21 protein-coding genes are annotated in these 23,211 nt (G+C 56.6%); 9 read left to right on the top strand and 12 right to left on the bottom strand.

The window, feature by feature from the left end; genetic code table 11:
* Nucleotides 1–9 precede the first annotated feature (9 nt).
* The 3 genes from ACQ4N8_RS20840 to ACQ4N8_RS20830 form a co-directional block, all read right to left on the bottom strand.
* Nucleotides 10–1,650 (bottom strand): hypothetical protein, encoded by a 1,641-nt coding sequence (locus ACQ4N8_RS20840; RefSeq protein WP_430706271.1) that lies wholly within the window; start codon nucleotides 1,648–1,650, stop codon nucleotides 10–12.
* 2 nt (nucleotides 1,651–1,652) lie between these two features.
* The gene (locus ACQ4N8_RS20835) at nucleotides 1,653–2,441 is read right to left on the bottom strand and encodes an ABC transporter ATP-binding protein (protein WP_430706278.1); all 789 of its coding nucleotides are present in this window, start codon (nucleotides 2,439–2,441) and stop codon (nucleotides 1,653–1,655) included.
* Nucleotides 2,442–2,574: 133 nt separating this feature from the next.
* The gene (locus ACQ4N8_RS20830; protein ID WP_430706270.1) at nucleotides 2,575–4,038 is read right to left on the bottom strand and encodes a catalase; all 1,464 of its coding nucleotides are present in this window, start codon (nucleotides 4,036–4,038) and stop codon (nucleotides 2,575–2,577) included.
* Nucleotides 4,039–4,366: 328 nt separating this feature from the next.
* Here ACQ4N8_RS20830 and ACQ4N8_RS20825 point away from each other — a divergent pair, with 328 nt between their 5' ends.
* Entirely contained in the window at nucleotides 4,367–5,140 is a 774-nt protein-coding gene (locus ACQ4N8_RS20825) for an IclR family transcriptional regulator (RefSeq protein ID WP_430706269.1), read from the top strand.
* A 44-nt stretch (nucleotides 5,141–5,184) separates the two neighbouring features.
* Nucleotides 5,185–6,009: an aldo/keto reductase gene (locus tag ACQ4N8_RS20820; protein WP_430706268.1), complete on the top strand. Its 825-nt coding sequence runs from the start codon at nucleotides 5,185–5,187 to the stop codon at nucleotides 6,007–6,009.
* Between the two features lie 974 nt (nucleotides 6,010–6,983).
* On the opposite strand, the gene ACQ4N8_RS20815 is transcribed toward ACQ4N8_RS20820, so the two are convergent.
* Nucleotides 6,984–7,991: a Gfo/Idh/MocA family protein gene (locus ACQ4N8_RS20815; RefSeq protein WP_430706267.1), complete on the bottom strand. Its 1,008-nt coding sequence runs from the start codon at nucleotides 7,989–7,991 to the stop codon at nucleotides 6,984–6,986.
* A gap of 153 nt (nucleotides 7,992–8,144) precedes the next feature.
* Between ACQ4N8_RS20815 and ACQ4N8_RS20810 the strand changes: the two genes are divergently transcribed.
* The gene (locus ACQ4N8_RS20810; protein WP_430706266.1) at nucleotides 8,145–8,273 is read left to right on the top strand and encodes a DUF4023 family protein; all 129 of its coding nucleotides are present in this window, start codon (nucleotides 8,145–8,147) and stop codon (nucleotides 8,271–8,273) included.
* A gap of 63 nt (nucleotides 8,274–8,336) precedes the next feature.
* Here the strand turns inward: ACQ4N8_RS20810 and ACQ4N8_RS20805 are convergent, their stop codons facing one another.
* Nucleotides 8,337–8,522 (bottom strand): hypothetical protein, encoded by a 186-nt coding sequence (locus tag ACQ4N8_RS20805; RefSeq protein ID WP_430706265.1) that lies wholly within the window; start codon nucleotides 8,520–8,522, stop codon nucleotides 8,337–8,339.
* A 210-nt stretch (nucleotides 8,523–8,732) separates the two neighbouring features.
* On the opposite strand from ACQ4N8_RS20805, the gene ACQ4N8_RS20800 reads away from it, so the two are divergent.
* From ACQ4N8_RS20800 to ACQ4N8_RS20785, 4 genes are all read left to right on the top strand, one after another.
* A complete protein-coding gene (locus ACQ4N8_RS20800) occupies nucleotides 8,733–9,242 on the top strand; it encodes a hypothetical protein (protein ID WP_430706264.1) in 510 nt (169 codons plus the stop codon).
* A 167-nt stretch (nucleotides 9,243–9,409) separates the two neighbouring features.
* Nucleotides 9,410–9,943 carry a helix-turn-helix transcriptional regulator gene (locus tag ACQ4N8_RS20795; protein ID WP_430706263.1) on the top strand — a complete coding sequence of 178 codons (534 nt, stop codon included), beginning with the start codon at nucleotides 9,410–9,412 and terminating at the stop codon, nucleotides 9,941–9,943.
* Nucleotides 9,944–10,123: 180 nt separating this feature from the next.
* Complete coding sequence (locus ACQ4N8_RS20790) at nucleotides 10,124–10,822, top strand: ABC transporter ATP-binding protein (RefSeq protein ID WP_430706262.1); 699 nt, start codon at nucleotides 10,124–10,126, stop codon at nucleotides 10,820–10,822.
* Between the two features lie 31 nt (nucleotides 10,823–10,853).
* A complete protein-coding gene (locus ACQ4N8_RS20785) occupies nucleotides 10,854–11,534 on the top strand; it encodes an ABC transporter permease (RefSeq protein WP_430706261.1) in 681 nt (226 codons plus the stop codon).
* A gap of 114 nt (nucleotides 11,535–11,648) precedes the next feature.
* Here the strand turns inward: ACQ4N8_RS20785 and ACQ4N8_RS20780 are convergent, their stop codons facing one another.
* On the bottom strand, nucleotides 11,649–12,737 hold the full coding sequence (locus ACQ4N8_RS20780) for a Gfo/Idh/MocA family protein (protein ID WP_430706260.1): 1,089 nt from the start codon (nucleotides 12,735–12,737) through the stop codon (nucleotides 11,649–11,651).
* 77 nt (nucleotides 12,738–12,814) lie between these two features.
* Nucleotides 12,815–13,762 carry a 1,4-dihydroxy-2-naphthoate polyprenyltransferase gene (locus ACQ4N8_RS20775; RefSeq protein WP_430706259.1) on the bottom strand — a complete coding sequence of 316 codons (948 nt, stop codon included), beginning with the start codon at nucleotides 13,760–13,762 and terminating at the stop codon, nucleotides 12,815–12,817.
* 298 nt (nucleotides 13,763–14,060) lie between these two features.
* Here ACQ4N8_RS20775 and ACQ4N8_RS20770 point away from each other — a divergent pair, with 298 nt between their 5' ends.
* On the top strand, nucleotides 14,061–16,319 hold the full coding sequence (locus ACQ4N8_RS20770; protein ID WP_430706258.1) for a putative bifunctional diguanylate cyclase/phosphodiesterase: 2,259 nt from the start codon (nucleotides 14,061–14,063) through the stop codon (nucleotides 16,317–16,319).
* A gap of 87 nt (nucleotides 16,320–16,406) precedes the next feature.
* On the top strand, nucleotides 16,407–16,706 hold the full coding sequence (locus ACQ4N8_RS20765) for a hypothetical protein (RefSeq protein ID WP_430706257.1): 300 nt from the start codon (nucleotides 16,407–16,409) through the stop codon (nucleotides 16,704–16,706).
* Between the two features lies 1 nt (nucleotide 16,707).
* Here ACQ4N8_RS20765 and ACQ4N8_RS20760 read toward each other — a convergent pair whose 3' ends face one another.
* The 5 genes from ACQ4N8_RS20760 to ACQ4N8_RS20740 form a co-directional block, all read right to left on the bottom strand.
* Entirely contained in the window at nucleotides 16,708–18,105 is a 1,398-nt protein-coding gene (locus ACQ4N8_RS20760; RefSeq protein WP_430706256.1) for a diguanylate cyclase, read from the bottom strand.
* 213 nt (nucleotides 18,106–18,318) lie between these two features.
* Nucleotides 18,319–18,873, bottom strand: a complete 555-nt coding sequence (locus tag ACQ4N8_RS20755; protein ID WP_430706255.1) for a hypothetical protein — start codon at nucleotides 18,871–18,873, stop codon at nucleotides 18,319–18,321.
* Nucleotides 18,874–19,008: 135 nt separating this feature from the next.
* Nucleotides 19,009–20,298: an NCS2 family permease gene (locus ACQ4N8_RS20750; protein ID WP_430706254.1), complete on the bottom strand. Its 1,290-nt coding sequence runs from the start codon at nucleotides 20,296–20,298 to the stop codon at nucleotides 19,009–19,011.
* A gap of 117 nt (nucleotides 20,299–20,415) precedes the next feature.
* A complete protein-coding gene (gene hemH, locus ACQ4N8_RS20745; RefSeq protein ID WP_430706253.1) occupies nucleotides 20,416–21,438 on the bottom strand; it encodes a ferrochelatase in 1,023 nt (340 codons plus the stop codon).
* 215 nt (nucleotides 21,439–21,653) lie between these two features.
* Complete coding sequence (locus ACQ4N8_RS20740) at nucleotides 21,654–23,159, bottom strand: MDR family MFS transporter (protein WP_430706252.1); 1,506 nt, start codon at nucleotides 23,157–23,159, stop codon at nucleotides 21,654–21,656.
* Nucleotides 23,160–23,211: the final 52 nt, after the last annotated feature.

The following is a 23,211-nucleotide window of genomic DNA, read 5'->3' as shown; positions in this document are numbered from 1 at the left end:
CATCCCCTCCTACAACCGCCCCGCATAGTGAAACGCCTTCCGCCAACCGAGCCATGTCGCAGCGATCATCAGCGCCCCGTAGATCAAACTGCCGAACGGAATTAGCGTCAGCGCCGCCCAGTGCAGCAGCCCAAGCACGCCAAGCAGCAGCATGAGCGGAAGCATCCGCCATCCTTCGCTTTGCTGAGCCGCCTCAAACGGTTCGGAGAAGGGCAGCGCCTTGTGCAAAGAAGCAAAGCAGATAATAGCGTAAAATTGCAGCGCGATCCCGGCTACGATCAGATCCGGAATGGCCGCGGGACCGAACAGCACGGCGAAGATCAGGCCCTCCAGCAGGAACAGGGGCAGGATTAACCGGACCAGGGCGGCCAGCAAGGTCCCCTTGTGGACCTGCACCGGATCGGGAATCGGCAACGTTCGGTAAATCCAGGCGGCTTTGTATTGGCCCGAATACCGCAGCATCATGACGACCGTAGGAATCAGTATGCCGCAGAAATACACGAACAAATAACTCCGGGAACCGGACAAGCCCTCCAGCCCCCGATCCATCCCGCCCGAAAACAAAAAGATAAACGGAAAGATGATCGAAAAGCCCAACGAAGGATAGACCTTCAGCTTGAATTCCCGTTCCGTACCCATCATCGTCCAGGCAAAGCGGAAAAAGACGTTTTCCTGCGGCGTGGAACAGAGCAGGTTGGCGAAACGCCGGACGATCCTCCCCTTGCCTTGGCCGCTTTGGGCGCTGGGTTCGGCCAGCTTTTGCAAATTCCGTTCCAACGCCGGCATCAGCCTCAGGTACAGCAGGAAGGCTGCCAACGGAACGGCGACGGACAAGGCCGCGAGTCCGGCAAAAGACGCCCCGCCCGGCTGCAGCAGCGTTTGAAACGCCGCGCCGGCCCAAACCGGCGGAACCAGATACTGCCACCAGGCAGGCTTGAATACGATATCCATCGCCGTGATATCAAACAGCCGGATCAGCACCTGATAACCGATCGTAATCGTAATCGTCATACCGATCTGCACGTAATTGATCATGTCCTTCAGCTTCTCGCCGTCAAAAAAACGCAGCACGGCCAAATACAGCAACGCGGTCAGTACCACGATCAGCAGATCCATCAAGATCAGCTCCAACAGCAGCATGGCAAAGAATCCGACCCCATGCCGGAACAGCCCCACTGCCAGCGGGATCACGGCAATCGCCCCGGTCAGAAACAACAGATAAATAAAGATATGTACCGTCTTCGCCATGGTCAGGGTCCGGCGGCTCACCGGCTTGGTCGCCAGGATGCTCCGGTCCCGGATATCGAGCAGCACCGAGGAGAAATCGGAGATCATCGACGTCATCACCATAAACATGATAATGCCGAACAATACGCTGACCTGAAACAGAAGATTGTCTCCCATCATCACCAGCGTTGAGCTAAGTCCGCCAAAAAGGACATACAGCCAAAGCGAGCGCAAGAACTGGTTCTGGTCGTCACCCTCATCCTGCTGTTTTTTTCTCGACTTGCCGATGATCGTCGGCACTCTTCTGGCGTCCATCATCAGCTTGACCTGAAGAATCCGCCGCATCATGGGATAATCGACGCCCATGCTTACGAACAGAGCCCGGAACCGGTCAAGCACCCGCAGGGTTCGCATCTCGTTCATCGCTACACCTCTTGCACGATGGACACGAGCCGGGCGGCGATGTCCTGATGCTCATTGAACCCCGTAAGCTGGTTGAAGATTTGCTCCAGCGAGCCTTCCTGGCTGCGTTCCTTTAATTCCTCGAAGCTCCCGTCGGCCGCGATCCGCCCGCCATCGAGCAGGACGATCCGGCTGCTGATCTTCTCCACGACATCCATGATATGCGATGAGTAGAAGATCGCCTTTCCTTGCGATGCCAGCAGCGACAGCATTTCCTTGACCACCATGACACTGTTCGCGTCGAGGCCGCTCAGCGGCTCGTCCAGAAACAGCACATCGGGATTGTGCAGCAGGCTGGACGTCAACAGCACCTTCTGCTTCATGCCTTTGGAGAACGTGGAAATCCGGCTGTTGAATACGTCCTTCAAGCCGAATTCATGGAGCATCCGGCGGGCTCGCATCTCCGCTTCGTCGGCGGATAATCCGTACAGCTCGCCGATGAAAGTCAGGTATTCCCGCGCCGTCAGCGCATCGAAAATCTCGGCGATTTCCGGGACGTAACCGATTCTTTTCTTATATTCGACGCCACCGTCCTTGGGACTTTGCCCGAACACCTGCACCTCGCCCCGGTAGCCCTCGACCAAACCAAGCATAATTTTGACGGTCGTGCTTTTGCCCGCTCCGTTCGGCCCGATATAGCCGATGATTTGCCCGGGATACACCTCGAGATCCACTCCGTTTAATACCTGCTTTCCTCCATAGCTCATGCTGAGATCGACTAACCGAATGACCGGTTCTTCCTTCATTGCCATCGTCACATGTTCAGCTCCTCTCTATCTGCCCCCAGTTTACCATAGTTTTCCTGCATGGAATGGCATCTTTCTCACAAAAAAGACAACTCCCGAATCCCATCGGGAGTTGCCTAGGCACAGTAAGCAACGATGATCAACCCTGCGTATTGGTCGGAATGAACCCGCTTATGTCCACGCCCAGCCCTTGCGCCAGGCGCATGCCGTATTCCTTGTCGGCGCGGAAGAAATTGCAAACGGCGCGCAGTTGGGTTTGTTCCGGAGTCTGGTTCAGGTCATTCACCAGGTTGTTGATCAGGTGATCCTTCTCCTCTGCCGTAAAGCTGCGGTACAATTCGCCGGCTTGCGTGAAATCGTCGGTTTTGGCGATTTTCTCGCGGCCGATGTGGCCGTTCACGGGCACTACGCTATCCCGGTATGCCGGGTCTTCCTTCGGGCTGGCATCGAGGCTGTTCGGCTCATAGTTGACCGGCGAGAGATCCTGGTTCACGTTCATGAAGCCGTCCCGCTGATGGTTGCGCACGGGGGCATATGGGCAGTTGACCGGGATTTGCAAATAGTTGGCGCCCAGCCGGTAACGCTGGGTATCCGGATACGAGAACAAGCGGCCCTGAAGCAGCTTATCCTCGGACGGTTCGATGCCGGGAACGAGTACGCTAGGCGAAAAAGCCGACTGCTCCACTTCCGCGAAGAAATTGCCCGGGTTGCGGTTCAGCGTCATCGTGCCGACCTTAATCAGCGGGTATTTGTCTTCCGGCCAGACCTTTGTCGGATCCAGCGGATCAAAGCCCCAAATCTCAAGATCCTCGACCGGCATCAGCTGCACGTTCAGCTCCCACTGCGGAAAATCCCCCTGCTCGATATGATCGTGCAAATCGCGTGTCGCATGGTTGAAGTCTTGACCTTGGACCTCTCGAGCTTCGTCCGCCGACAGGTTCTTCACGCCCTGCTTCGACCTCCACGTATATTTCACGTACGTGACTTTGCCCTCGGCATTGATCCATTTGAAAGCATGGACGCCGAAGCCGTCCATCTGCCGGTAGTTCGCCGGCGTGCCGTTATCCGAGAACACCCAGGTCATCATATGGGTCGATTCCGCCGACAACGTCATGAAGTCCCAATACCGCGCGGGGTCTTGAATGTTCGTGTCCGGAGCCGGTTTCAGGGAATGCACCATGTCAGGAAATTTGATCGCGTCACGGATGAAAAAGACCGGCAAATGGTTGCCCACCAAGTCGTAGTTGCCCTCCTCCGTATAGAACTTCACCGCAAAGCCTCTAGGATCACGCGCCGTTTCCGGGGAGCCTTGGCCGTGGATGACCGTCGAGAAGCGAACGAATACCGGAGTCTCGCGGCCGGCCTCCTGCAGAAAATGGGCCTTCGTAAACTCGGTCATGCTGCGGTCGGTAACGAATACGCCATGGGCTCCCGCTCCGCGCGCATGCACGACGCGCTCGGGAATCCGCTCCCGGTCGAAATGGCCGAGCTTCTCAAGCAGATGATAGTCCTCCAGCAATGTGGGTCCGCGCTGTCCGGCGGTGCGGGAATTTTGATTATCGCCGACCGGAGCCCCCTGGTTCGTTGTCAACCGATTATTCATCTATATCCATCCCTTCAATTTATTATTGCACTTAGACTTGATCTAAATTCTGAAATAAAGTGTACCATGCCCATGATCCAAGTTGCATGAAGGTTGAATGAGGGCTTGATGAAGAAAAGGCAGCCGCCTTCGTTCCTATAGCCGTTTCCACTATGAGCATATGGGGCCTTGCGCGTTTGTATGTCACTTTCGGCGTGACATACAAACGCTTTTCGCTTGTGATCGATCATCGTTTATCCATTATGGAGAAATTAATTCCCGCGATTGTCCTTATTTGCAAATGAATTCAGGATCATGTTATACTCTCACTGAATTTAAGTGAGTACGCTTGGGTTCCAGGAGGTGGCGCCAAATCAATCGCAATGAAGTTCAAACGTTAAAGAAGGGCCTGGATATCTTCCGGCTTCTGATCGAAGAGCACGGACTGACAACGCAGGATATCATCGAACGGCTGGATCTGAACCAAAGCACGGCCTACCGCATGATCAGCACGCTGGAGCAAAACGGCTTCATCGCCAAGGGAGACGACAACCGTTATGCCGTATCAGAGTCGTTCCTCGCGAAGCTGCCGGGAACCGGCCTGCGCACGCACGACGAATTCATGTGGCGTTCCGTTTCCTTCATGGACCGGCTTAGCCGGGAAACGGGGGAAACGACGTATATCGGGCTGCTGCAGGGAACCGAGATGATGATCGCCCAAGCCGTGTCCGGCAAATATGCCACGCGCACGCACCATGAGATCGGCGATCGCTTGCCGCTGCATGTCGACGCGATCGGCAAATGCCTGCTTGCGTTCCAAACCGAAGCGGAGCGGGAGCGAATCATCGGACAGCTTGCTTTTTCCCGATTGACCGAGCATTCCATCACGGATCCCGGCCTGTTCCGGAATGAACTGGAGCGGATTCGGCAAAACGGTTATTCGCTGGACAATGAAGAGGGCGAAATCGGCGTCAGGTGCATCGGCGCCCCGATCCGCAAAGGAGATCAGGTGCTGGCCGCCATCGCGTTATCCGGCCCGTCCGTCCGCCTGTCCAAAGACAAGGACCCCGAGCATATCGAACTCGTCAAGGCATGCGCCCGGTCGATTTCGGAAACACTTTAGCCGGGGGTGCATTTTACCTTTAAGGATGAAAAGGAGAGATACATATGGACTTGGTGACGTTAAATAACGGATTGCAAATGCCTCAGCTTGGGTTCGGAGTTTGGCAGGTGCCCGATGAAGGAGCAACCGCCGCAGTGGCCAAAGCGCTGGAGGTCGGTTACACGTCGATCGACACCGCGATGATTTACCGAAACGAGGTTGGCGTGGGCAAAGCGATCAAAGAGTCGGGCATCGCCCGCGAGAAGCTGTTCATCACCACTAAAGTGTGGAACAGCGATCAAGGCTACAACAATACCCTGCGCGCTTATGACGAAAGCCTGGCGAGATTGGGACTCGATTATGTCGATCTGTATCTGATCCATTGGCCGACGCCGAAGTATGACCAATACGTGGATACGTACAAAGCGTTGGAGAAACTGTACCGCGACGGCCGCGTCAAAGCGATCGGCGTGTGCAATTTCGAAACCGGGCATCTGGAGCGCTTGATGAACGAAACCGAAATCAAACCGGTGCTGAACCAGGTGGAATGCCACCCGCACTTGGCCCAAACCGAACTTAAAGCGTTCTGCGCCAAACACGATATTTTCGTGGAAGCCTGGAGTCCGCTTGAACAAGGCGGCGAGGTGCTGACCGACCCCGTCATCAAGCGGATCGCCGAAGCGCACGGCAAGACGCCGGCCCAGGCCGTCCTCCGCTGGCACCTGCAAAACAACACGATCGCGATCCCGAAATCGGTCACGCCATCGCGAATCGAAGAGAACTTCAACGTGTTCGACTTCACGCTGACCCGCAGCGAAATGGAGCAAATCAACGGCCTCAACATCAACCGCCGCAAGGGTTCTCATCCGAACGAGATGAACATGCGTTAACATGCTAGCAAAAGTGAATAAGAGGAGTTTCCAGAAATGACATTCTCTCCTTGCAGTAGGCAGGTACAATAACAAAAAACCTGTTACTGTAAGGAGAGATTTTTTTACACAAAAAGAAACATACAGACTCGGAGATGAAGTTAGCAATCTTTCAGGAAATTGGGAGCGGCCGTATTGGCGTCAAAGATGCAACTAAAAAAAGCGGTGTTACCAAAATATCCTTAGAGAAAAAGGGTGACGAAAATCGGTTGTTTGGCTATGAGAGGCTCTCAAAAAGACACTACGTTCAAAATTTCCTTTTAGGGCAACCCTTTTAGGCAAATATAAATAAATTTATGCTTGTGAGCAGATAGCACAGATTGCAGCAGTTACCGCAATATTAGCGGCATTTATCCCCGTTTTACAACTTACTGCTGTTGTCGCTGCATTAGAGGCTGCAGGGCTAACTATGGTGGCCAATTCAATGGGTTAACATAATAACGGGTATGGTGTTACACTAAATCTTCACTGGCTTCCATTTACGTATTATGAAGTGACAGCAAACGGCTAATACTTGGGAGGTGAGAATTAGTTGGAACTTTTGATACTTATGATTTTCTTCCTTATTCCTTTTGCTGTTCTGATTACATTAATTAGTTTGATTTTTAAAAACAATAAAAATAGAACAAGAAATATAATTAGAGTAGTTGTTGTAATATTTATATTAATTGCTTATATTCAGTCCTTCATTTACCAGACATTCACAATACAGAATCACATACTTCTACTTTTACTGACAGCTGCATTAATTTTTTCATTCCAGTTTGATAGAAACCGTAATCGAACATAATTTGATTAATGCGTATCACGAGGGGGATAGCAATTTCCCCATTCACACGCAAAAAGACATCCGTCAGGCCCAGCCTCCAGAGCGGAGTTTTGGACCGGCGGATGCCCTCTATAATTACTTACTAGTTGAGGCATAAACTGCAAAACTACAACACAACCCGTCTTCTCTCCCGCGCCGAAGCCAGGCAGGCTTCAAGCACGGCCATGCCTTTGACGGCATCGGCCGGGGCGAAGCGCTGCGGACGTGCGCCGAACGCGGCGGCGGCGAAATCGTCGAGCTCCGCCACGTACGGATTGGCCGCCTCGGGTTTCTCCACGCGTTTCTCCCCGCGCACGGTAACGGTAAAGGCGGCGTCCTCCACGCCGGCGGTAAAAGCGAGCGGCAGGTCGATCGTCCCTCCCGAGCCGACGATTTCCAGCAGCTGGCGATGCTCGGTCCACATGCCGCAATCGAACGTTAGCCCGATGCCGCCCGGGAATTCCGCCAGCCCGGATGCCATCATGTCGACGCCGCCGTGCCGGTCGGAGAACTGCGCCAGCACGGTGACCGCCTCGGGTTCCGTGCCAAGCAGGAAACGCGCCGCGCTGAGCGGATAGCATCCGACGTCGTACAACGAGCCGCCGCCCCACTCCGGCTTCAGCCGGATGTTGGCCAGATCCTCGGCGTTGTTGAACGTAAACGCCCCGCGGATGGCGCGAAGCTCGCCGATCTCGCCGCTGTCGATGATGGCGCGGATCCGGCTCCAACGCGGATGATGGCGGTACATAAACGCTTCGGCCAGCACCACCCCGGCTTTGGCGGCCGCGGCCGCCATCTCTTCGGCCTCGGCGGCCGTCAGCGCCAGCGGCTTCTCGCACAGGACATGCTTGCCGGCTTCGGCGGCGCGAATGGCCCATTCCTGATGAAGATGGTTTGGCAGCGGAATATATACGGCATCGATGTCCCCGTCCGACAGCAGCTCTTCATAGCTGCCGTAGGCTTTCGGAGCGCCGAACCGGTCCGCGACCTCGCGGCTTTTCTCCAAATTGCGGCTCGCCACCGCGTCCAGCCTGCCCGTCCCCGACTGCCGGATCGCCGGCATGACCGCGTTCACCGCAATCCCCGCACAGCCGACGATTCCCCATCGCAGCTGCCGCTTGATGCTTTGTTCCATTGGCTTTCCCCTCTTTTCCCCTCGTTGTCCCCTTCATTGTACATGTCTTGGAGAATCAAGTATAGGCGGCAATCCAATGATGAAAACCGCGCAATCGGGGCATAGTAACCCGAAGAAACCTTACTACTTTAACCCAAGGAGACGATGGACCTCATGGAAAATCTGCACGAATTCGTCGAAAAGGTACAAGATCAGCAGGAGAAACAGGCCAAAAACAAAAAGCGCGGCCAGGGCAACCCGGCCAGCCGGCTTGCGACAAAGAAGCACGGCACGCAAAAATAATGCCGGCACCTTGAAAAAAGCCGCTCACAGTGCGCTGTGCAGCGGCTTTTGCCATATCGTTCACTAACCCTCGTACTTGTCCTCGCCGGTGATGAATTCGTTGAGCGTTTCGCCGCCCTCCGTCTTATGATTTTTGATTTGGGCCAAGCGGCCGTTTTGCGCTTCCCCGCCGTTGCCGGTCGTCTGATTCTGGGCGTTGCTGCTCCCGTTGCCGGAATTCGGCTTGCGATGTTGCTTGTTGTTCTCCACCTGGGTAACCTCCTAGACGCGTTTCGTGGGATTCGGAAGGCGTAAAGCCCTTCCCTTTCCTTGCGTTAGCGTTTCTTCCCCGTGCGGTTTTTATACTTGCCTCGTGACTGGACTTAGGTCCAGTTCCCGACTTCCCCAGAGACCGAAGCTGCCGCCGGCTTTTTATAGTATGCTGTAGTTAGTTAAGTACATAGGCAAAGGAGATTGGATATGAATCTGAATAAAAAATCATGGATTGGGCCTGCGTTGATCCTGCTCGGGATCTACCTCCTGTTCTTCCGCAAGGAAGCTATCAGCACGGGCACGTTGTTCGGCACCTTCTGGGCTACCCTGTTCATCATCCCGCTCGGGTTGTTCTTCCACTGGATGTACTTCTCGATGACCAGCCGGCGGGCGACGGGGTTGCTGATCCCGGGCGGCATTCTGTTCACCGTCGGGCTCGTCTGCCAGCTCGCGACCTTGTTCGACAGCTGGGAGTACTTATGGCCGGGCTTCATTTTAGCCCCTGCGGTCGGGTTGTTCGAGTTCTATTGGTTCGGCAACCGGAATAAATACCTGCTGATCCCGATCAACATTCTGACCGTACTCTCGCTGTTGTTTTTCGCCGTCTTCTCGCTCGGGACGCTGTACAATCGCCTCATCTTCGGCCAGCCCGTGCTGGCGATCGCCCTGATCGCCATCGGCGCAGGCGTAATGATCGCTCCCAAGAAGCGGATTTAATCGAGGTTCACGGTCCAAAAGCACTTCTCGCACCGGCTATGCGGGAGGTGTTTTTTTGTTATTGCCGTCCGCCTGTTGACACCTCCTTGGGTCGCTGTATATAATGGGGGCATCCAAACAAATATCCAACGTTGGATAAACAAACTTTGTCGAAAAGGAAGATCCCCGTGACCAATCTCATCATTCTCGCCCTGCTGCGCGATCATCCGATGCACGGCTACGAAATTCAACAAATGATCCAGTACAGCCGGATGGACACCTGGGCCAATTTACTGTCGGGTTCGATCTATTACGCGCTGAACAAAATGGAGCAGGACGGGTTGATCGAAACGAAAGCGGAAGAACGCACCGGGGCTCGTCTTCGTAAAATCTACGGGATTACCGAGGCTGGCGAGGCGGCTTTTCAGAAAATGATCCGCGAATCGCTGACGTTAAGCCCCCATTCCGTCAAATCGGATTTCTCCCTCGCGCTGAGCTGGGTCGAGGCGGTTCCCCGCGACGAGGCGCTGCTGCTGCTCCGGCAAAACCTGCGGCAGCAGGAAGAGACGCTGGCCCTGTGGCGAACGGGACGGGAGTTGAAGCAAGAGTACGGACTTAATGCGTTTGCCCAGGCCTCGTTCGATAACGGGATGGCGCTGCTGCAGCTTGACATCGATTACTTGCAGCGCATCATCGGCCTGCTCGAGGGGCAACCGGAATAGCGGTTCGCGAAACGGAATAGAAGAATGCCATCGGGGAACCGCATAGTTGGAGCATCCAGAGGCGCGGACAGCCGCGTCTCCTGCGGGACCGCGAATCGACCGGCGGACCAAACCGCTCATTTTTTTAAGCCAATATCCAACGTTGGATAATAAAGTTTGTCTAAGAGGAGGATGCGAGTCATGCAAGATTTTATTCAAGCAACCGGTCTCGTCAAAACGTACGGCGGACGGCGCATCGTGGACCGTCTCGATTTGGAGGTGCACCAAGGGGAAGTGTTGGCCGTCATCGGACCCAACGGAGCGGGCAAATCGACCACGCTCGATTTACTGCTCGGCCTGCGCCGCCCGGATGAAGGCACGATCCGCTATTGGTGCGCGAATCCGCACCGGCAGATCGGCGTACAGCTGCAAACGACGCCGTTCTTCCCGGGATTCAGCGCGCTGGAAAATATGCGGATATTCGCCGCTTTTTACGGGGTCCGGCTGAAGGACCTGGAGATTGCCGCGCTGTTGGCCCGCTGCGGGCTGGCCGGCTCGGTGCGGACCGATGCCGCGCTCCTGTCCGGCGGACAGCAGAAGCGTCTGGCCATCGCCATGACTCTGGCGCATGACCCGAAGCTGCTATTCCTCGACGAGCCGACGGCGGCGCTCGATCCGCGGGCCCGGCGGGAGGTGCGGGAGCTCATCCGGTCGCTCGCCGAAGCGGGCACGTCCGTCGTGTTCACTTCGCACGACATGGAGGAAGTGCATAAGCTGGCCACGCGGATCGTCTTGATCAGCGGCGGCCGAATGATATCCGCAGGGACGCCCGAGGGCTTATTGCGCGAATACGGCGCAGCCAACCTGGAGGAGCTGTATATTCGGCTGACCGGGGAATGAGATCATAGGACACTGAAGGAGGAATACTGTTATGTTTACGATTTTCAAAACGATGTTGACGGGGATCGTACGGGATGTGCACACCCTGTTTTGGACGATTATGTTTCCGCTTGCCATGCTGATCGGGTTGGGGCTCTACCTGGACAGTCCGGGATATTCGGAGCGGCTGCTGGCCGGCGTGCTGACGATGAACGTCCTGTTCGGCGCCGCCATGGTGACGGCCTTCCAGGTGATGGCGCAACGCAATCGCGGCGTGTATAAGCTGCTGCGGGCCACTCCCTTCTCCACCGCCAAGTTCATTCTGGCGATGACCGGCTCGCGCACCGTGCTGGCGCTGATCGTCAGCGGCTGCATCATCGCCGCAGGCGTGCTGTTGTTAGGCGTCAGCCTCAGTCTGCAAAGCCTGCTCATGATCGCGCTAACCCTGCTGATCGGCTCGGCCTGCTTCACGTCGATCGGGTTTATCGCCGCCAACCTATCGCGGGACGAAAGCAACGTCAACATGATATCCAATCTGATCAGCTTCCCGATGCTGTTCACCAGCGAAGCGTTTTACGGCCTGCACAACGCTCCCGACTGGGTAAGATTCATCGGACGAATCCAGCCGTTTCACTATTTCGTGCAAGCGATGGGTGACGCGGTCGCGCCGGGCGGCGTCTCCCGAGAGATCTGGACCCCCTTGGCGGTCCTCGGCGGCTTCGCCGCGCTGTGACCTCGTCCTGGCCGCGGCCACCTTCCGCTGGGATGCGGAGCGGACGGCCAAACGCCGGTTATCGCATCGAACCGACAGCCCAAATCCGAACTAATGGCGCAACCGCCTATCCCGTTATTCCGCCGTAAGGTCTTCCGCCCAAGGCTGGCGCACGGTCCGCACCGTTTGGCCGCTTTCCGCCGCCTCGCTTAGCTTGAACGACAGGTATTGGTCCTGCGACGCCTCCGCCAGGCTGTAGAAGGAGGGGCCGTCCTGCACATACCGGCCCATCCGCTCCAGGCCGGTCGCGATGGCGATTTCCTCGTCGCTGAGCCGACCCGGCCGGAACGGATTCTCGTACACCCATTCGGAGCCGGCCAACACGCCTTCGTGATAATATCCCTGCAGGCTGCCGTCATGGCCGGCATCCACTCTCCGTAGCTGCACCTCGACCGGCGTGCGGAAATCGCGAAGATAGCGGAGCTCCGTCCCTTCGATTTCGCCCCGAGTCCCGCGCACGAGCACGCGATGCCGACGGATCGGGGAAAAGTACTGATCGTAGGTAAAATCGAACAGCGCCGTACGATCGTTGAACCGGAGCAACGCGATGTCCTGGGACGAGGACGCCATCGCTTCCTCCGCCGGCCAGCCGTTTCGGCCCGGCCCCTGGACGAGCGGGGAGACGATCCGTTCCCCGCGGATCTCCGCTTCTTCGAATCCGATGCCGAGAAGCTGTCGGATCAGGCTGATGCCGTGGTAGCCGTGCCCCGCCGATACCTGTACGTGCGATACCTCGCCGAGCAGCCCGGAGCGAACGACCGCCAGACGGGCCGCATGCATCGGCTGGAACAGGAACTGTTCAGCCACCTGGATCAGGGCCGCCGGACCAACCGCCGCGTATAGCCGCAGCAGCCCGTCCAAATCGGCCGCCGGAGGCGTCTCCGTCAAAACGGGAATCCCCTCGGCGGCCAGCCGGACGAGATAGTCCGGCGTCACGGCGCGCGGCAGGGAGAGCACGACAAAGTCGAAATCGCGCCGCGCCACAACCTCGTCCAACCGCGAAACGGCCGGGACCCCCCAGATTCGGGAGGCCTCCCGGCCTTTTGCTTCATCTCTGATCATGATTTCGCTTACCTCAAACCGCTCCGGGAGCGCCCGGGCGATGCGCAAATAAAATTCCGCGCGCCAGCCGCCGCCGATAATGCCAAACCGAATCTTGTCCATAATCGTGATCCGCCTCCACGTTCGCCATGCCGCCGGTTCGTCGGACGCTCGCCGGCCCGCCGCATCGATAGCCGCAACTAAACCGTCAGGATGGCGGCGATGCCCAGCGCGGCGATCCGCGCCACATTGGTCAGCATGAAATTTTGCACCGCCAAACCGAACGTGAACTGCTTCGTCGGTTGGGCGGTAAACCGCTTGATGTTTTTTCCCACCGGAATGACCGTGCCGAGAACGAGCAGCAGGATAAGCGGGTTTACCTTGAGAATGGCCAGCACGATCAAATCCGCGTACGCCGCGTAATACATCCACTTGAACAGGACGAGCGCCGGCCCTTTGCCGATGTAAACCGGCAGCGTGTAACGCTTGTTCTCGATATCCTCTTCCATATCGCAAATATTGTTCGCGAGCATGATGTTCGCGATGCCGAGGATCGCCGGAACCGAGATCAGGAAGATCAACAGCACCTCGGTCAGTTGAAGCTGAAGCATGACCGTTCCGCCCTGCGCCGTCAGCGCTGCCAGCTTGTCGCCCGCATGAACATAGGCCGATACAAATATAATAACAAATCCCATAAACAAACCGGAGAAAATTTCTCCGAGCGGCATCCGCGAAATCGGGATCGGCCCGAAGGAATATAAAATCCCGACGGCAAACGACAGTCCCCCGAGCACCAGCAGCAACCATCCGGTCTGCAGGAACAGCAGGACGCCCGCCGAGACCGCGATCAGCAGCAGCAGGATAATCAATACCAGCACGGCCGCGGGATTCATGTTGTATTTAACGATGGCGTTATGCGTTTCATAGCCGTAGCCATGCTTGCGGGCCGCTTTTTTATAATCAAAGTAGTTGTTGATCGCCGTCGTTGCCATATCGAAGCTAAGCAGGGAAATCAGCATCAACGCGAAGTGCCAAGCCTGAAAGGTATGGAACCGGTATACTGCATAAATCGTCCCGAACAGCAGCGGAATCATGCTGGCCGCCTTCGTCTGGATCTCCACGAGCTTGAGAAATTTGGTGATAGCCACTCTCCATCATCCTCTTTGTTGTCTAGTCCGAATGGCCCGGAATCGATTGGATTCTCGACTCGCGCCATTTCTTAAAATCAGAGTATCTTACTTTTTAAATACCTGCAGTTGGATATGTCCTTGACAGATTCGAAGAAAGTCGGATTCGCTTTTTTTCTACGCGGCGGACGAGGAGTTCGGCGGGCGATGAAGGAAAATGCTGTCGTCTTGTAGAACAACGTGTAGACAGAAAAATAGGAACTTTGCACTATATCTCCTTTTTCGATCGATGATTTTTCGCATGGGAGGATGTAAACGGATGCTGTTGAGGAGATATCCCCGCGCCTGCAGGTCCCTGCTCTATTTGACCGGATCGGCGCTAGCCTGGGCTGGCGCGACTTTCGCGTTCGACCTGCCGAGCGGATATTCGCTGGCCTTGGCCAATATGATCCTGCTGCTTCTGATTCAGGCTTTTGGGCTTCCGCTCGGCTTTGGTGCGGCTTGTGCCGTATATGCCTTGTCGGCGCTGCCTTCGGGCGGCTCGTGGCTGGACGTTTTAGCGTTGCTGGAGCTGTTGACGGTCGGCTTGGCCCAACGCCGGATGAAACGCGGCAGCCTGATTCAGGCGGACGGCGCCTTTTGGCTGCTGTTGGGACTTCCCTTCCTGTACCTCGGGCAGCAGTACGGCGCGATTTCGCCGGCGGGAAATTTGCGTGTAACGGTGATCGTCAGCGTATTTAACGGCTTGTTCAACGCCATTTGCGCGGATATGCTGTGGAGCTACGCGCCCAGGAAATGGTTCAAGCCAAACGTGGCGGAAGCCAAGAACACCTCGGAGGAACCGGATTTGCTGTCCTTCGGCAAAGTGATTTTTCATATCATCTTTGCGGCGGCCGCCTTGCCGTTTCTGTCCTATCTCGCCGTCTCGCAAATGCAGCGCGAAGCTCCCTATCCCAACCCGGCGTTGCCGCTGGCGTATCTGTTGCTGTTGGCCGTCTTCGCCACCGCGATCGGGCAATGGTTGAACCGCCGTCTGCTGGGCCTGGCCGATCTGGCCGCCATGACCCATGAACTGTCCGGGAAGCTGCCGAACGAGCAGCACGCGAAGTGGCCGAATAGCCGGATTCTCGAAATCCGTATGCTGATCGACAATTTTCGCAATGTGTCGGCTCATCTGCTGCATGTATTCCAGGATTCGGCGAAAAACAACCAAATGCTCATAGAGCAGACGGCCCAACTGCAGATATCCGAACAGAAGCTGCACCATCTCGCCTATTACGACGGTCTGACCGGTCTGCCGAACCGGCTGCATTTCGCTGAATACACCCGCTCGCTGGGCCTGGACAATCCGAAGCAGGCCGCCCCCTTCGCCGTGCTGTTCGGCGATTTGAACCGGTTCAAGCAAGTGAACGATACCCTGGGGCATCGGGCCGGCGACCGGCTGCTGCAGCAGGCGGGAGAGCGGTTCTCCGCCCTGGTCTCCGAGCAGTGCAAGGTATTCCGGATCAGCGGCGACGAATTTCTGTTCGTGCTTCACTACGAAGACATCGCCGACGTGCAGCGGACCGCGCAGGCCATATGCGGAGCGTTGGACGCGCCCTTCGAGGTCGGCGGCCGCATGCTGTATATCTCGCTGAGCCTCGGCATCAGCGTATTCCCCTTCGACGGCAACGATATGGACCGGGTCATGCGAAACGCCGACATCGCGATGTATGTGGCTAAGGAACAGGGGGACGGGAGGTATCATTTCTACGACAGCTTGATTGAAAATCAGCGGACCGAGGAAATGCAGCTGGAGAACGAGTTGAAAAACGCGCTGAAGGAAAGGCAATTCACCGTGCATTACCAGCCGAAAGTCGATCGGGCGACCGGCAGGGTCATCGGCGCCGAAGCGCTGGTCCGCTGGATTCATCCGGAATACGGCCTGGTCTCCCCGGCCAGATTCATCCCGCTGGCGGAGAATACCGGCATCATTCTCGATATCGACGAATGGGTGCTGCGCGAGGCCTGTCGGCAGAACCGGGCATGGCAGCGCGAGGGGTTGCCCGCATTCCCTGTCGCGGTCAATATCTCTGCCCGGCATTTCTACCAGGGCAGCTTGATCCCGATGGTTACCCGCGCGCTGGAGGATACCGGACTGGATGCGAAATACGTCGTGCTGGAAATCACCGAAGGCTCGCTGATCAAAAACGTGGAGTACGGCGTACAAATCATGGCGGATTTACGGACGATGGGGATCCATATCTCCATGGACGATTTCGGAACGGGATATTCATCGCTGAGCCAGCTGGAGCGCCTGCCCATCAGCGAGATGAAGCTGGACCGCTCCTTCATTCAAGGGCTGACCGGCGACAGCAGGAAATCGTCCATCGTTCGGGCGGTTATCGAGCTGGGTCATCATATGGAGCTGAAGGTCGTGGCCGAAGGCATCGAGTCGCCGGACGAGCTGAAATATTTAACCGATCTGCAGTGCGATGAATTCCAGGGCTACTTATTCAGCAAACCGCTGCCGAGCCGCGACTTCGCCTTATTCCTGCAGGATTGGGACGGCCCTGCCGCCTTGTTGCACCGGGCCTGATTCGGCCGGCGGTTTGCAGCCCCGGCCGGCGTACGCTACAATGCTATATGAGTTGTACTACTAAGCGATTGAAGAGAGGTTCGCATATTGACTATGTTCTCCCGGGAAGACCTGATCGGGTCATTGATTTTTTTCCTTGTTTTATGCGTCGTGGCAGTCTGGAATCTGCGAAAGATGAATTCCGGGGCCTACGATTTGAAGGCCTTGCGCAAGCGGGGGCTCATGTGGACCGAGGTGGCCGTTGCCTTGTTCCTCCTGCAAATGCTGCTCCGCAAAGGGGATAACCGCTTTTTGGTTATCCTCGGCATGGTCGTGCTGTTCGCCGCCAGCCAATGGCTGGGCGCCTTGTATTACGAACGGAGAGAGAACAAGAGCGATAAATCGTAACTTAGCTGTGCAGCGGCATGCTCCTTTCCCCAGAGAACCGCAGGGGGCTGCCGCCGCCCCGCTTAACGTCGTACATGGTCGCGTCAGCCAAACGAAGCATTTCCTCCAGACTGTCGTTGCCGTCCGGCGACATACTGATCCCGATGCTGGCGGAAATCGCTATCCACTTCCCTTTAAAGTCGAAGCCTTCGGTCAGGCTGGCCCGAATACGCTCCGCGACCTTCATCACTTCATCCTCCGACAACCCGACGAGCAGGATGACAAATTCATCTCCGCCCAAACGGCATACCATGTCATGACCTCGCACCAAAGAGGAAAGCCGACCGGCAATATGCCGCAGCAAATAATCCCCGGCCTCGTGGCCAAGAGTATCGTTCACTTCCTTAAAGTTGTCCAAATCGAGAAACATCAATGCCAGGGATGTGTTCCCACGGGCAGCGTAATCGGCGAATGTCTCGGCAAACTGCGTCCGGTTCGGCAGCCCGGTCAATTCGTCATGGTATGCCAGATGTTGAAACGACTCCTCCAACTGCTTCCGCTCGGTGATTTCAATGATGACCCCTTCCAGACGTACCAGATGACCCAGCGAGTTGAAGTAAGGCCGCCCCCGGTTTTGAATCCATTTGATTTCGCCGTCCGGCCGAATGATCCGGCATTCCTTCACCGAGCTTGTCCTTCCAAAAATCAACTCCTGTTGCACTTCCTGGAGGAACTGATGATCCTCCGGATGAATGAAGTCGAACAGGCGGGTTACGTCATCCTCAAGCAGTCGGCCCGGATAACCGGTTAGCCTTTCAAAGCCTTCGGATACCACCATTTTCATGGAACTGAAGTCATACGTCCAAATTCCTACCGAGACGCTTTCAAGTATATCGCTTAACCGCTGTTCGCTATACTCGACGCGTTGGGACAACCTTATCGTCGTTAAGGTATAGATCAAGCAAAACGATAGAATAAACAAGCCGTAGACCAGAAAATATCCGGCGTCGGAACGATTGGCCACGCCGGCGAAGATCGTTTGCCCGTAGGCCAAAAAGAAATACAGTCCCGACACGGTATAGAGAACTCCCGCCAAAGCTATGGCGGCGTAATTTTGATAGAATAGGCTAAGGAGCGGCAGCAGACCCAAAAAGATATAGCTGATTACGGTCAAATCCGTCACCACGATCGTGCTCAAATAAATGCACAGCATGACAATGGTAAGCATCATTGTGAAACGCGGCCAACGCCGGCTTTCGACAAAGCCGTACAATACTACCAGCATAGCGATACCCAGCATCGGCTGCTCGATAGTTATATTTCGGGCGAAGAGTATATGGGAAATACTGGCAATGGCAAAAAAGCTCGCAAGCAGCCTTAGCATCCAAACGTTTTTCTGATGAAGCAGATTGGCATCCATTCGCATTGCTACCACCTTTTCGCTTTCAGTTAGCCATAGATCGTCCTTATTGGAAAATATTAGGTATAAAGAACTATATCTAAAGAAATATTATACTACAATTGTGAGAATGTGCTAGACGTTTTTATGCCAGAGTCCCATTAACTTCAGCGGCGGCAAAACATAAAGAGCCGGAGCGCCCTCCGACTCTTTGAGCTTCATTCTTGCGGCGGGTTACGGAACATATTGCTGCACGATTCGAGTCACTTGCCCGCCCTCTATGGTTAAATGATACGGAAATTGGCTGAGATCGATCAGGTCCGTATCCTGAAACAACTTGCTGAAGTTTTGCAAGGTCACGGCCTCGTTCCAGTTCACGCCGATATCCTCCAGCCGCCCGGTTCGGTCATAAATCTGCATCAGCACTTCGGCATCCGGGGCTACCGCATAGCCGACCTGTTTCTCCTCGTCGTTCACGATGTAATAATCGTCCGGAGGGCCGTCGAGCCCCGAATCGGGTTCACGCTCGGCAAAAACGGCCGCCGCCTGCTTCCCTTCATACCAATCTATCGGGTCGCCGGTCAAAGTGGCGCCATTCGGCCCGAAATGAACCTTGTTCAGATACACGGTTACGGTTTCCGGCTCCCTCACGGCAGCCAACCCCGCTGCCGCGGTTTTCGTTACGGCCGCTTGCTGCAGCAACGATGCTTTCTCCGGCGCAGAGGCGTCGAACGAGGGAACCACGACGATCAACAATAGAGGAAGTACCGCCACAAACCAATTTTTCATGTCAGGTCCGCCTTTCCATGTCAGCACAATTAAGCATTCAGACTTAAAAATATGCTTCCCGGCTTCATTATATGACGGACCGGCGCGAAAAGGGTCTCACCGAGGTTAAAACGGGTTACAAAATCTTCTTCACTATTAATGCGCCGGGAAAAACGCCAGCTGAATGACGAAGATAACGCCGAAAATGTACAGCAGCGGATGAACCTCGCGCCCTTTGCCGCTGACCAGCTTCATCACGGGATAGGTGATGAAGCCGACGGCAATTCCCGTGGCGATGCTCGCCGTGAGCGGCATCATCAACAGGATGGCGAAGGCCGGAAACGCTTCGTCGAACGACTTCCATTGAATCCGCGCCAGCCCCTCCATCATGAAACAGCCTACGATGATCAGCGCCGGGGCCGTGATCGCCGGTAGCCCGGAGATCGAGCCGACCAGCGGCGAGATGAACATCGACAGCAGGAACAGGACAGCCACGACCAGCGAAGTCAGCCCGGTGCGGCCGCCCGCAGCCACGCCGGTCGTCGATTCGATGAAGGCGGTCGTCGGGCTCGTCCCGAACATCGAGCCGACCGTGGTCGCCGTCGCGTCGGCAAGCAGGGCGGCTTTGGCCCGCGGGAGCTCGCCGTGCTTCATCGCGCCGGTCTGCTCGGCGACGCCGATGAGCGTGCCCGTCGTGTCGAACAGCGTCACGAGCAGGAACGCAAACACGGTGGTATACAGTCCCTGGCTGAATACCCCGGCCAAATCCAGGTCGAAGAAGACGGGCGCCGGCGGCGTCGATACGACGCCGGTAATTTTCAGTTGGCCGGTGAAATAGCCGAGGATCGCGGTCAGCGCCATGCCGATGAACAGCGCGCCGGGAATTCGGCGGGCCATCAGCACCAGCGTCACGAATACGCCGAAGAGGGTCAGCAGCGTCACCGAGCGGTGCAAATCGCCGAAGGTGACCAAATTGTCGGGGTTGGCCACGACGATCCCGGACATTTTCAGGCCGAGGAACGCGATGAACAGGCCGATCCCCGCGGTGATGCCGAATTTAAGCGAGTCGGGAATCGCCCGGATCAACGCCTCCCGCAGCTTGGTCAAGCTGAGCAGCAGGAACAGCACCCCGGCAAAAAACACCGTGCCGAGCACGGTCTGGTAAGACAAGCCGGTCGTCGCGACCACGCTCGTAAAGTACGCATTCAGCCCCATCCCCGGGGCGATGGCGATCGGATGTCCGGCGAACAGCGCCATGAACAGCGTGCCGGTCACCGCCGCGATTACCGTGGCCATAAACACCTGGTCGAACGGAACGCCGGCGGCGCTCAGCACCGCGGGATTGACCACCAGAATGTAAGCCATCGCCAAAAACGTGGTCAGTCCGGCGAGCAGCTCCGTTTTGACGGTTGTACCCTGTTCTTTCAATTTGAAGAAACGTTCCATAATAAGACATACCCCTTCCTTATGTACACCCTTGCTGTTAGTATGGCCATTCCAGGAACGCGCCTTTCCCGTAAGGTCCAATAAAACCAAGATTTATCCAGTCCCTGCGTTGACCGTTTACCGTTCTCCGTCCCAGCCCCGGGCGTTCTCCCGGACGAAATCGGCCAGAAAATTCAGCCATTCGGGATGATCGTTCAAGCAAGGCGCGAGCGTGAAGCTTTCGGCGGCACCGCCGTTCCGGGCAAAGCCGTGGCGGGCTTCGATCCCAAGCTCGTACAACGTCTCCAGGCAGTCCGCGGCAAAGCCGGGCGCGAACACAAACGGCCGTTTCGCCCCGCTTTCGGCGAAGGAGCGCAGCGTTTCCTCCGTGGAGGGACCGATCCAGGACTCCGGTCCGAAGCGGGATTGGAAAGCAACCGACCATTCAGCCTCCGGCCACCCCATCGCTTCGGCCAATACCCGGGCGGTTGCCCTGCATTGCTCCGGATAAGGATCGCCGGTATCGGCGTAGCGCTGCGGGATGCCATGAAAGCTGAGCAGGAAGCGGTCCGGCGGTTGGGGCAGGCGCCGCAGCTGCTCGGACAGATGCGCCCGCATCGCGCCGATATAGCCGGGATGATCGAAAAACGCGCCCGTCAACCGCAGCGCCGGGACGAAGCGCTTCCCGGCGGGGCCGTTCAGCCGGCTTTTGCCGAGGGCGGCAAAGCTGGCCGCATCGTACATGGAAGCAGTCGTCGTTGAAGAATACTGCGGGAATAAGGGCAGCACGAGGATGCGTTCCGCTCCCGCCGCTTCCAGGCGACCCATCGCCTGGCGAATGTCCGGTTCGCCGTAGGCAAGGCCCAGCTCTATCTTGTACTTGCCTCCAAGCCGCTCTTGCAGACCGGCCTGCTGGCGAAGTGAATGGGCAAGCAGAGGCGAACCCTCCTCGCCCCAGATGCTTCGGTAGAGCTTGGCTGACCGCCGGGGGCGCACGGACAGAATGATGCCGTGCAGCAGCGGCTGCCACAGCAGCGGCGAATAATCGATGACGCGCCGGTCGGATAGAAAACGGCGCAAATACGGCCGAACGGACCGCGCCGTCGGCTCGGACGGCGTACCGATCTGCGCCAGCAGCACGCCGATCACGCTGGATGTCAACGCAGGTTCCCCCTTTTGCATGGAATGCGAAAAGCTCCATCTGCTATCATCGTCTCTTGCCGAGCGGGGTTCAACTCATTTCGCGTAATTCTTTGAAAATGTTCACAATTACCGTTCGTGTTTCCGCGGCATGCCAAAGGGGGAGCACGATCGTGCTCCCCCTGATTCCTTCTCCCGTCTTCCTATTCTTCGCGCATTTCAGCAATTCGGGAGCGTTACGCTTCCGGTTTGACCTCCGGCTTGAATTCATGCATGCCCTCAGCTTCCTGAACCTCGACCGGCGCCTGGGTACGGCGCAGGAACAACCCGATGAGCAGCGCGACTACGCCGACGAACGTTGAGATCGTAAACGCGTTCTGCAGGCCGGCTACCAGCGCATGCCCAAGCTCGGCCGGGTCCTGCGGGTTGGCCGAACCGGTCAGATAACGCGACTGGCCATGTGAGAAAATGCTGATGAACAACGCGGTCCCGATGGCGCCGGACACCTGCTGCAGCGTATTCATGATCGCCGTGCCGTGCGGGTACAGGTGGCGCGGCAGCTGGTTAAGCCCCGTCGTTTGCCCCGGCATCATCACGAGGGAGATCCCGACGAGCAGCGCGATATGCAGCCCGATCACCGTGCCGGTAGGCGTCGTCGTCTCCAACCCGCGCATGAACCAAAGCGTGACGATAATGATCAGCAGCCCGGGGGTGATCAAGGCCCGCGGGCCGAATTTGTCGAACAGTCTCCCCGCGACCGGCGACATCAACCCGTTGATGACGCCGCCCGGGAGCAACACGAGGCCAGCCACGAACGGCGTAAGCAGCAACGCCCCCTGCAAATACATCGGCAGGATGATCAGCGTGGAGAACAGCGTCATCATCATGGCCATCAATAACGCCGCGGACAACGTGAACATGGGGAATTTAAACACGCGGACATCCAACGTAGGCTCGGATACCTTGAGCTGCCGCCAAACGAACAAAGCCAAAGCGATGAACCCGACAATCAGGCAGGTGTAGACGACCGGGCTGGACCACCCTTCCCCTTCGCCCGCGTGGCTGAAGCCATAAACGATGCCGCCGAAGCCGACGGAAGACAGCAGGATCGACACCAGGTCAACCTTCGGTCTGGTGATTTCGGATACGTTCCGCAAATACATCGCGCCGAAGAAGATGGAGAAGGCCGCAAGCGGTACGACCAGAAAAAACAACCAGCGCCAATCCAAAGCATCGAGGATCAAGCCGGAAAGCGTGGGTCCGATCGCCGGGCCAAACATGATCACCAGGCCGATCGTACCCATGGCGGCCCCTCTTTTATCCGGGGGATAGATGGTCAGAATCGTATTCATCATCACCGGCAGCAGCAACCCTGTGCCGATCGCCTGAATGACCCGGCCGACCAGCAGTACGGCGAAGGAAGGAGCCAGCCCGCAAACCGCGGTACCGATTAAAAACAAAATCATGGCCGATAAAAACATCTGTCTCGTCGTAAACCATTGGATCAACAGGGCCGTAATCGGTACGAGAATCCCGATCACCAGCATGTATGAAGTAGATAGCCATTGTATCGTCGAAGCTCCCACTCTTAGCTCTTGCATCAAGTCGGTATAGGCTACATTAAGCAAAGTTTCGTTTAAAATGGACACAAACGCGCCGATGACCAAAGCGATCGTGATCGGAAGGCGCCTGATCCCTTCTACGCCGGCCCCTTGGGCCGCGGTTAATGTTGCCGTATTCATGGTAAGGTACCTCCAGACTCCTGATTAGTTGTTTCTCTTCTCTATTTTCGCT

The organism is Paenibacillus macerans (assembly GCF_050565405.1).
Classification (GTDB): Bacteria; Bacillota; Bacilli; order Paenibacillales; family Paenibacillaceae; genus Fontibacillus; species Fontibacillus macerans_B.
Note: the sequence above shows the minus strand (reverse complement) of the source record. Positions and strands in the feature narration are given on the sequence as shown.

Bases quoted from the DNA above. Each gene is read 5' to 3' on its own strand.
- ACQ4N8_RS20840 (WP_430706271.1), bottom strand. From the start codon at position 1,650: ATGAACGAGATGCGAACCCTGCGGGTGCTTGACCGGTTCCGGGCTCTG.
- ACQ4N8_RS20835 (WP_430706278.1), bottom strand. From the start codon at position 2,441: ATGGCAATGAAGGAAGAACCGGTCATTCGGTTAGTCGATCTCAGCATG.
- ACQ4N8_RS20830 (WP_430706270.1), bottom strand. From the start codon at position 4,038: ATGAATAATCGGTTGACAACGAACCAGGGGGCTCCGGTCGGCGATAAT.
- ACQ4N8_RS20820 (WP_430706268.1), top strand. From the start codon at position 5,185: ATGGACTTGGTGACGTTAAATAACGGATTGCAAATGCCTCAGCTTGGG.
- ACQ4N8_RS20815 (WP_430706267.1), bottom strand. From the start codon at position 7,991: ATGGAACAAAGCATCAAGCGGCAGCTGCGATGGGGAATCGTCGGCTGT.
- ACQ4N8_RS20810 (WP_430706266.1), top strand. From the start codon at position 8,145: ATGGAAAATCTGCACGAATTCGTCGAAAAGGTACAAGATCAGCAGGAG.
- ACQ4N8_RS20800 (WP_430706264.1), top strand. From the start codon at position 8,733: ATGAATCTGAATAAAAAATCATGGATTGGGCCTGCGTTGATCCTGCTC.
- ACQ4N8_RS20790 (WP_430706262.1), top strand. From the start codon at position 10,124: ATGCAAGATTTTATTCAAGCAACCGGTCTCGTCAAAACGTACGGCGGA.
- ACQ4N8_RS20785 (WP_430706261.1), top strand. From the start codon at position 10,854: ATGTTTACGATTTTCAAAACGATGTTGACGGGGATCGTACGGGATGTG.
- ACQ4N8_RS20780 (WP_430706260.1), bottom strand. From the start codon at position 12,737: ATGGACAAGATTCGGTTTGGCATTATCGGCGGCGGCTGGCGCGCGGAA.
- ACQ4N8_RS20770 (WP_430706258.1), top strand. From the start codon at position 14,061: ATGCTGTTGAGGAGATATCCCCGCGCCTGCAGGTCCCTGCTCTATTTG.
- ACQ4N8_RS20760 (WP_430706256.1), bottom strand. From the start codon at position 18,105: ATGGATGCCAATCTGCTTCATCAGAAAAACGTTTGGATGCTAAGGCTG.
- ACQ4N8_RS20755 (WP_430706255.1), bottom strand. From the start codon at position 18,873: ATGAAAAATTGGTTTGTGGCGGTACTTCCTCTATTGTTGATCGTCGTG.
- ACQ4N8_RS20750 (WP_430706254.1), bottom strand. From the start codon at position 20,298: ATGGAACGTTTCTTCAAATTGAAAGAACAGGGTACAACCGTCAAAACG.
- ACQ4N8_RS20740 (WP_430706252.1), bottom strand. From the start codon at position 23,159: ATGAATACGGCAACATTAACCGCGGCCCAAGGGGCCGGCGTAGAAGGG.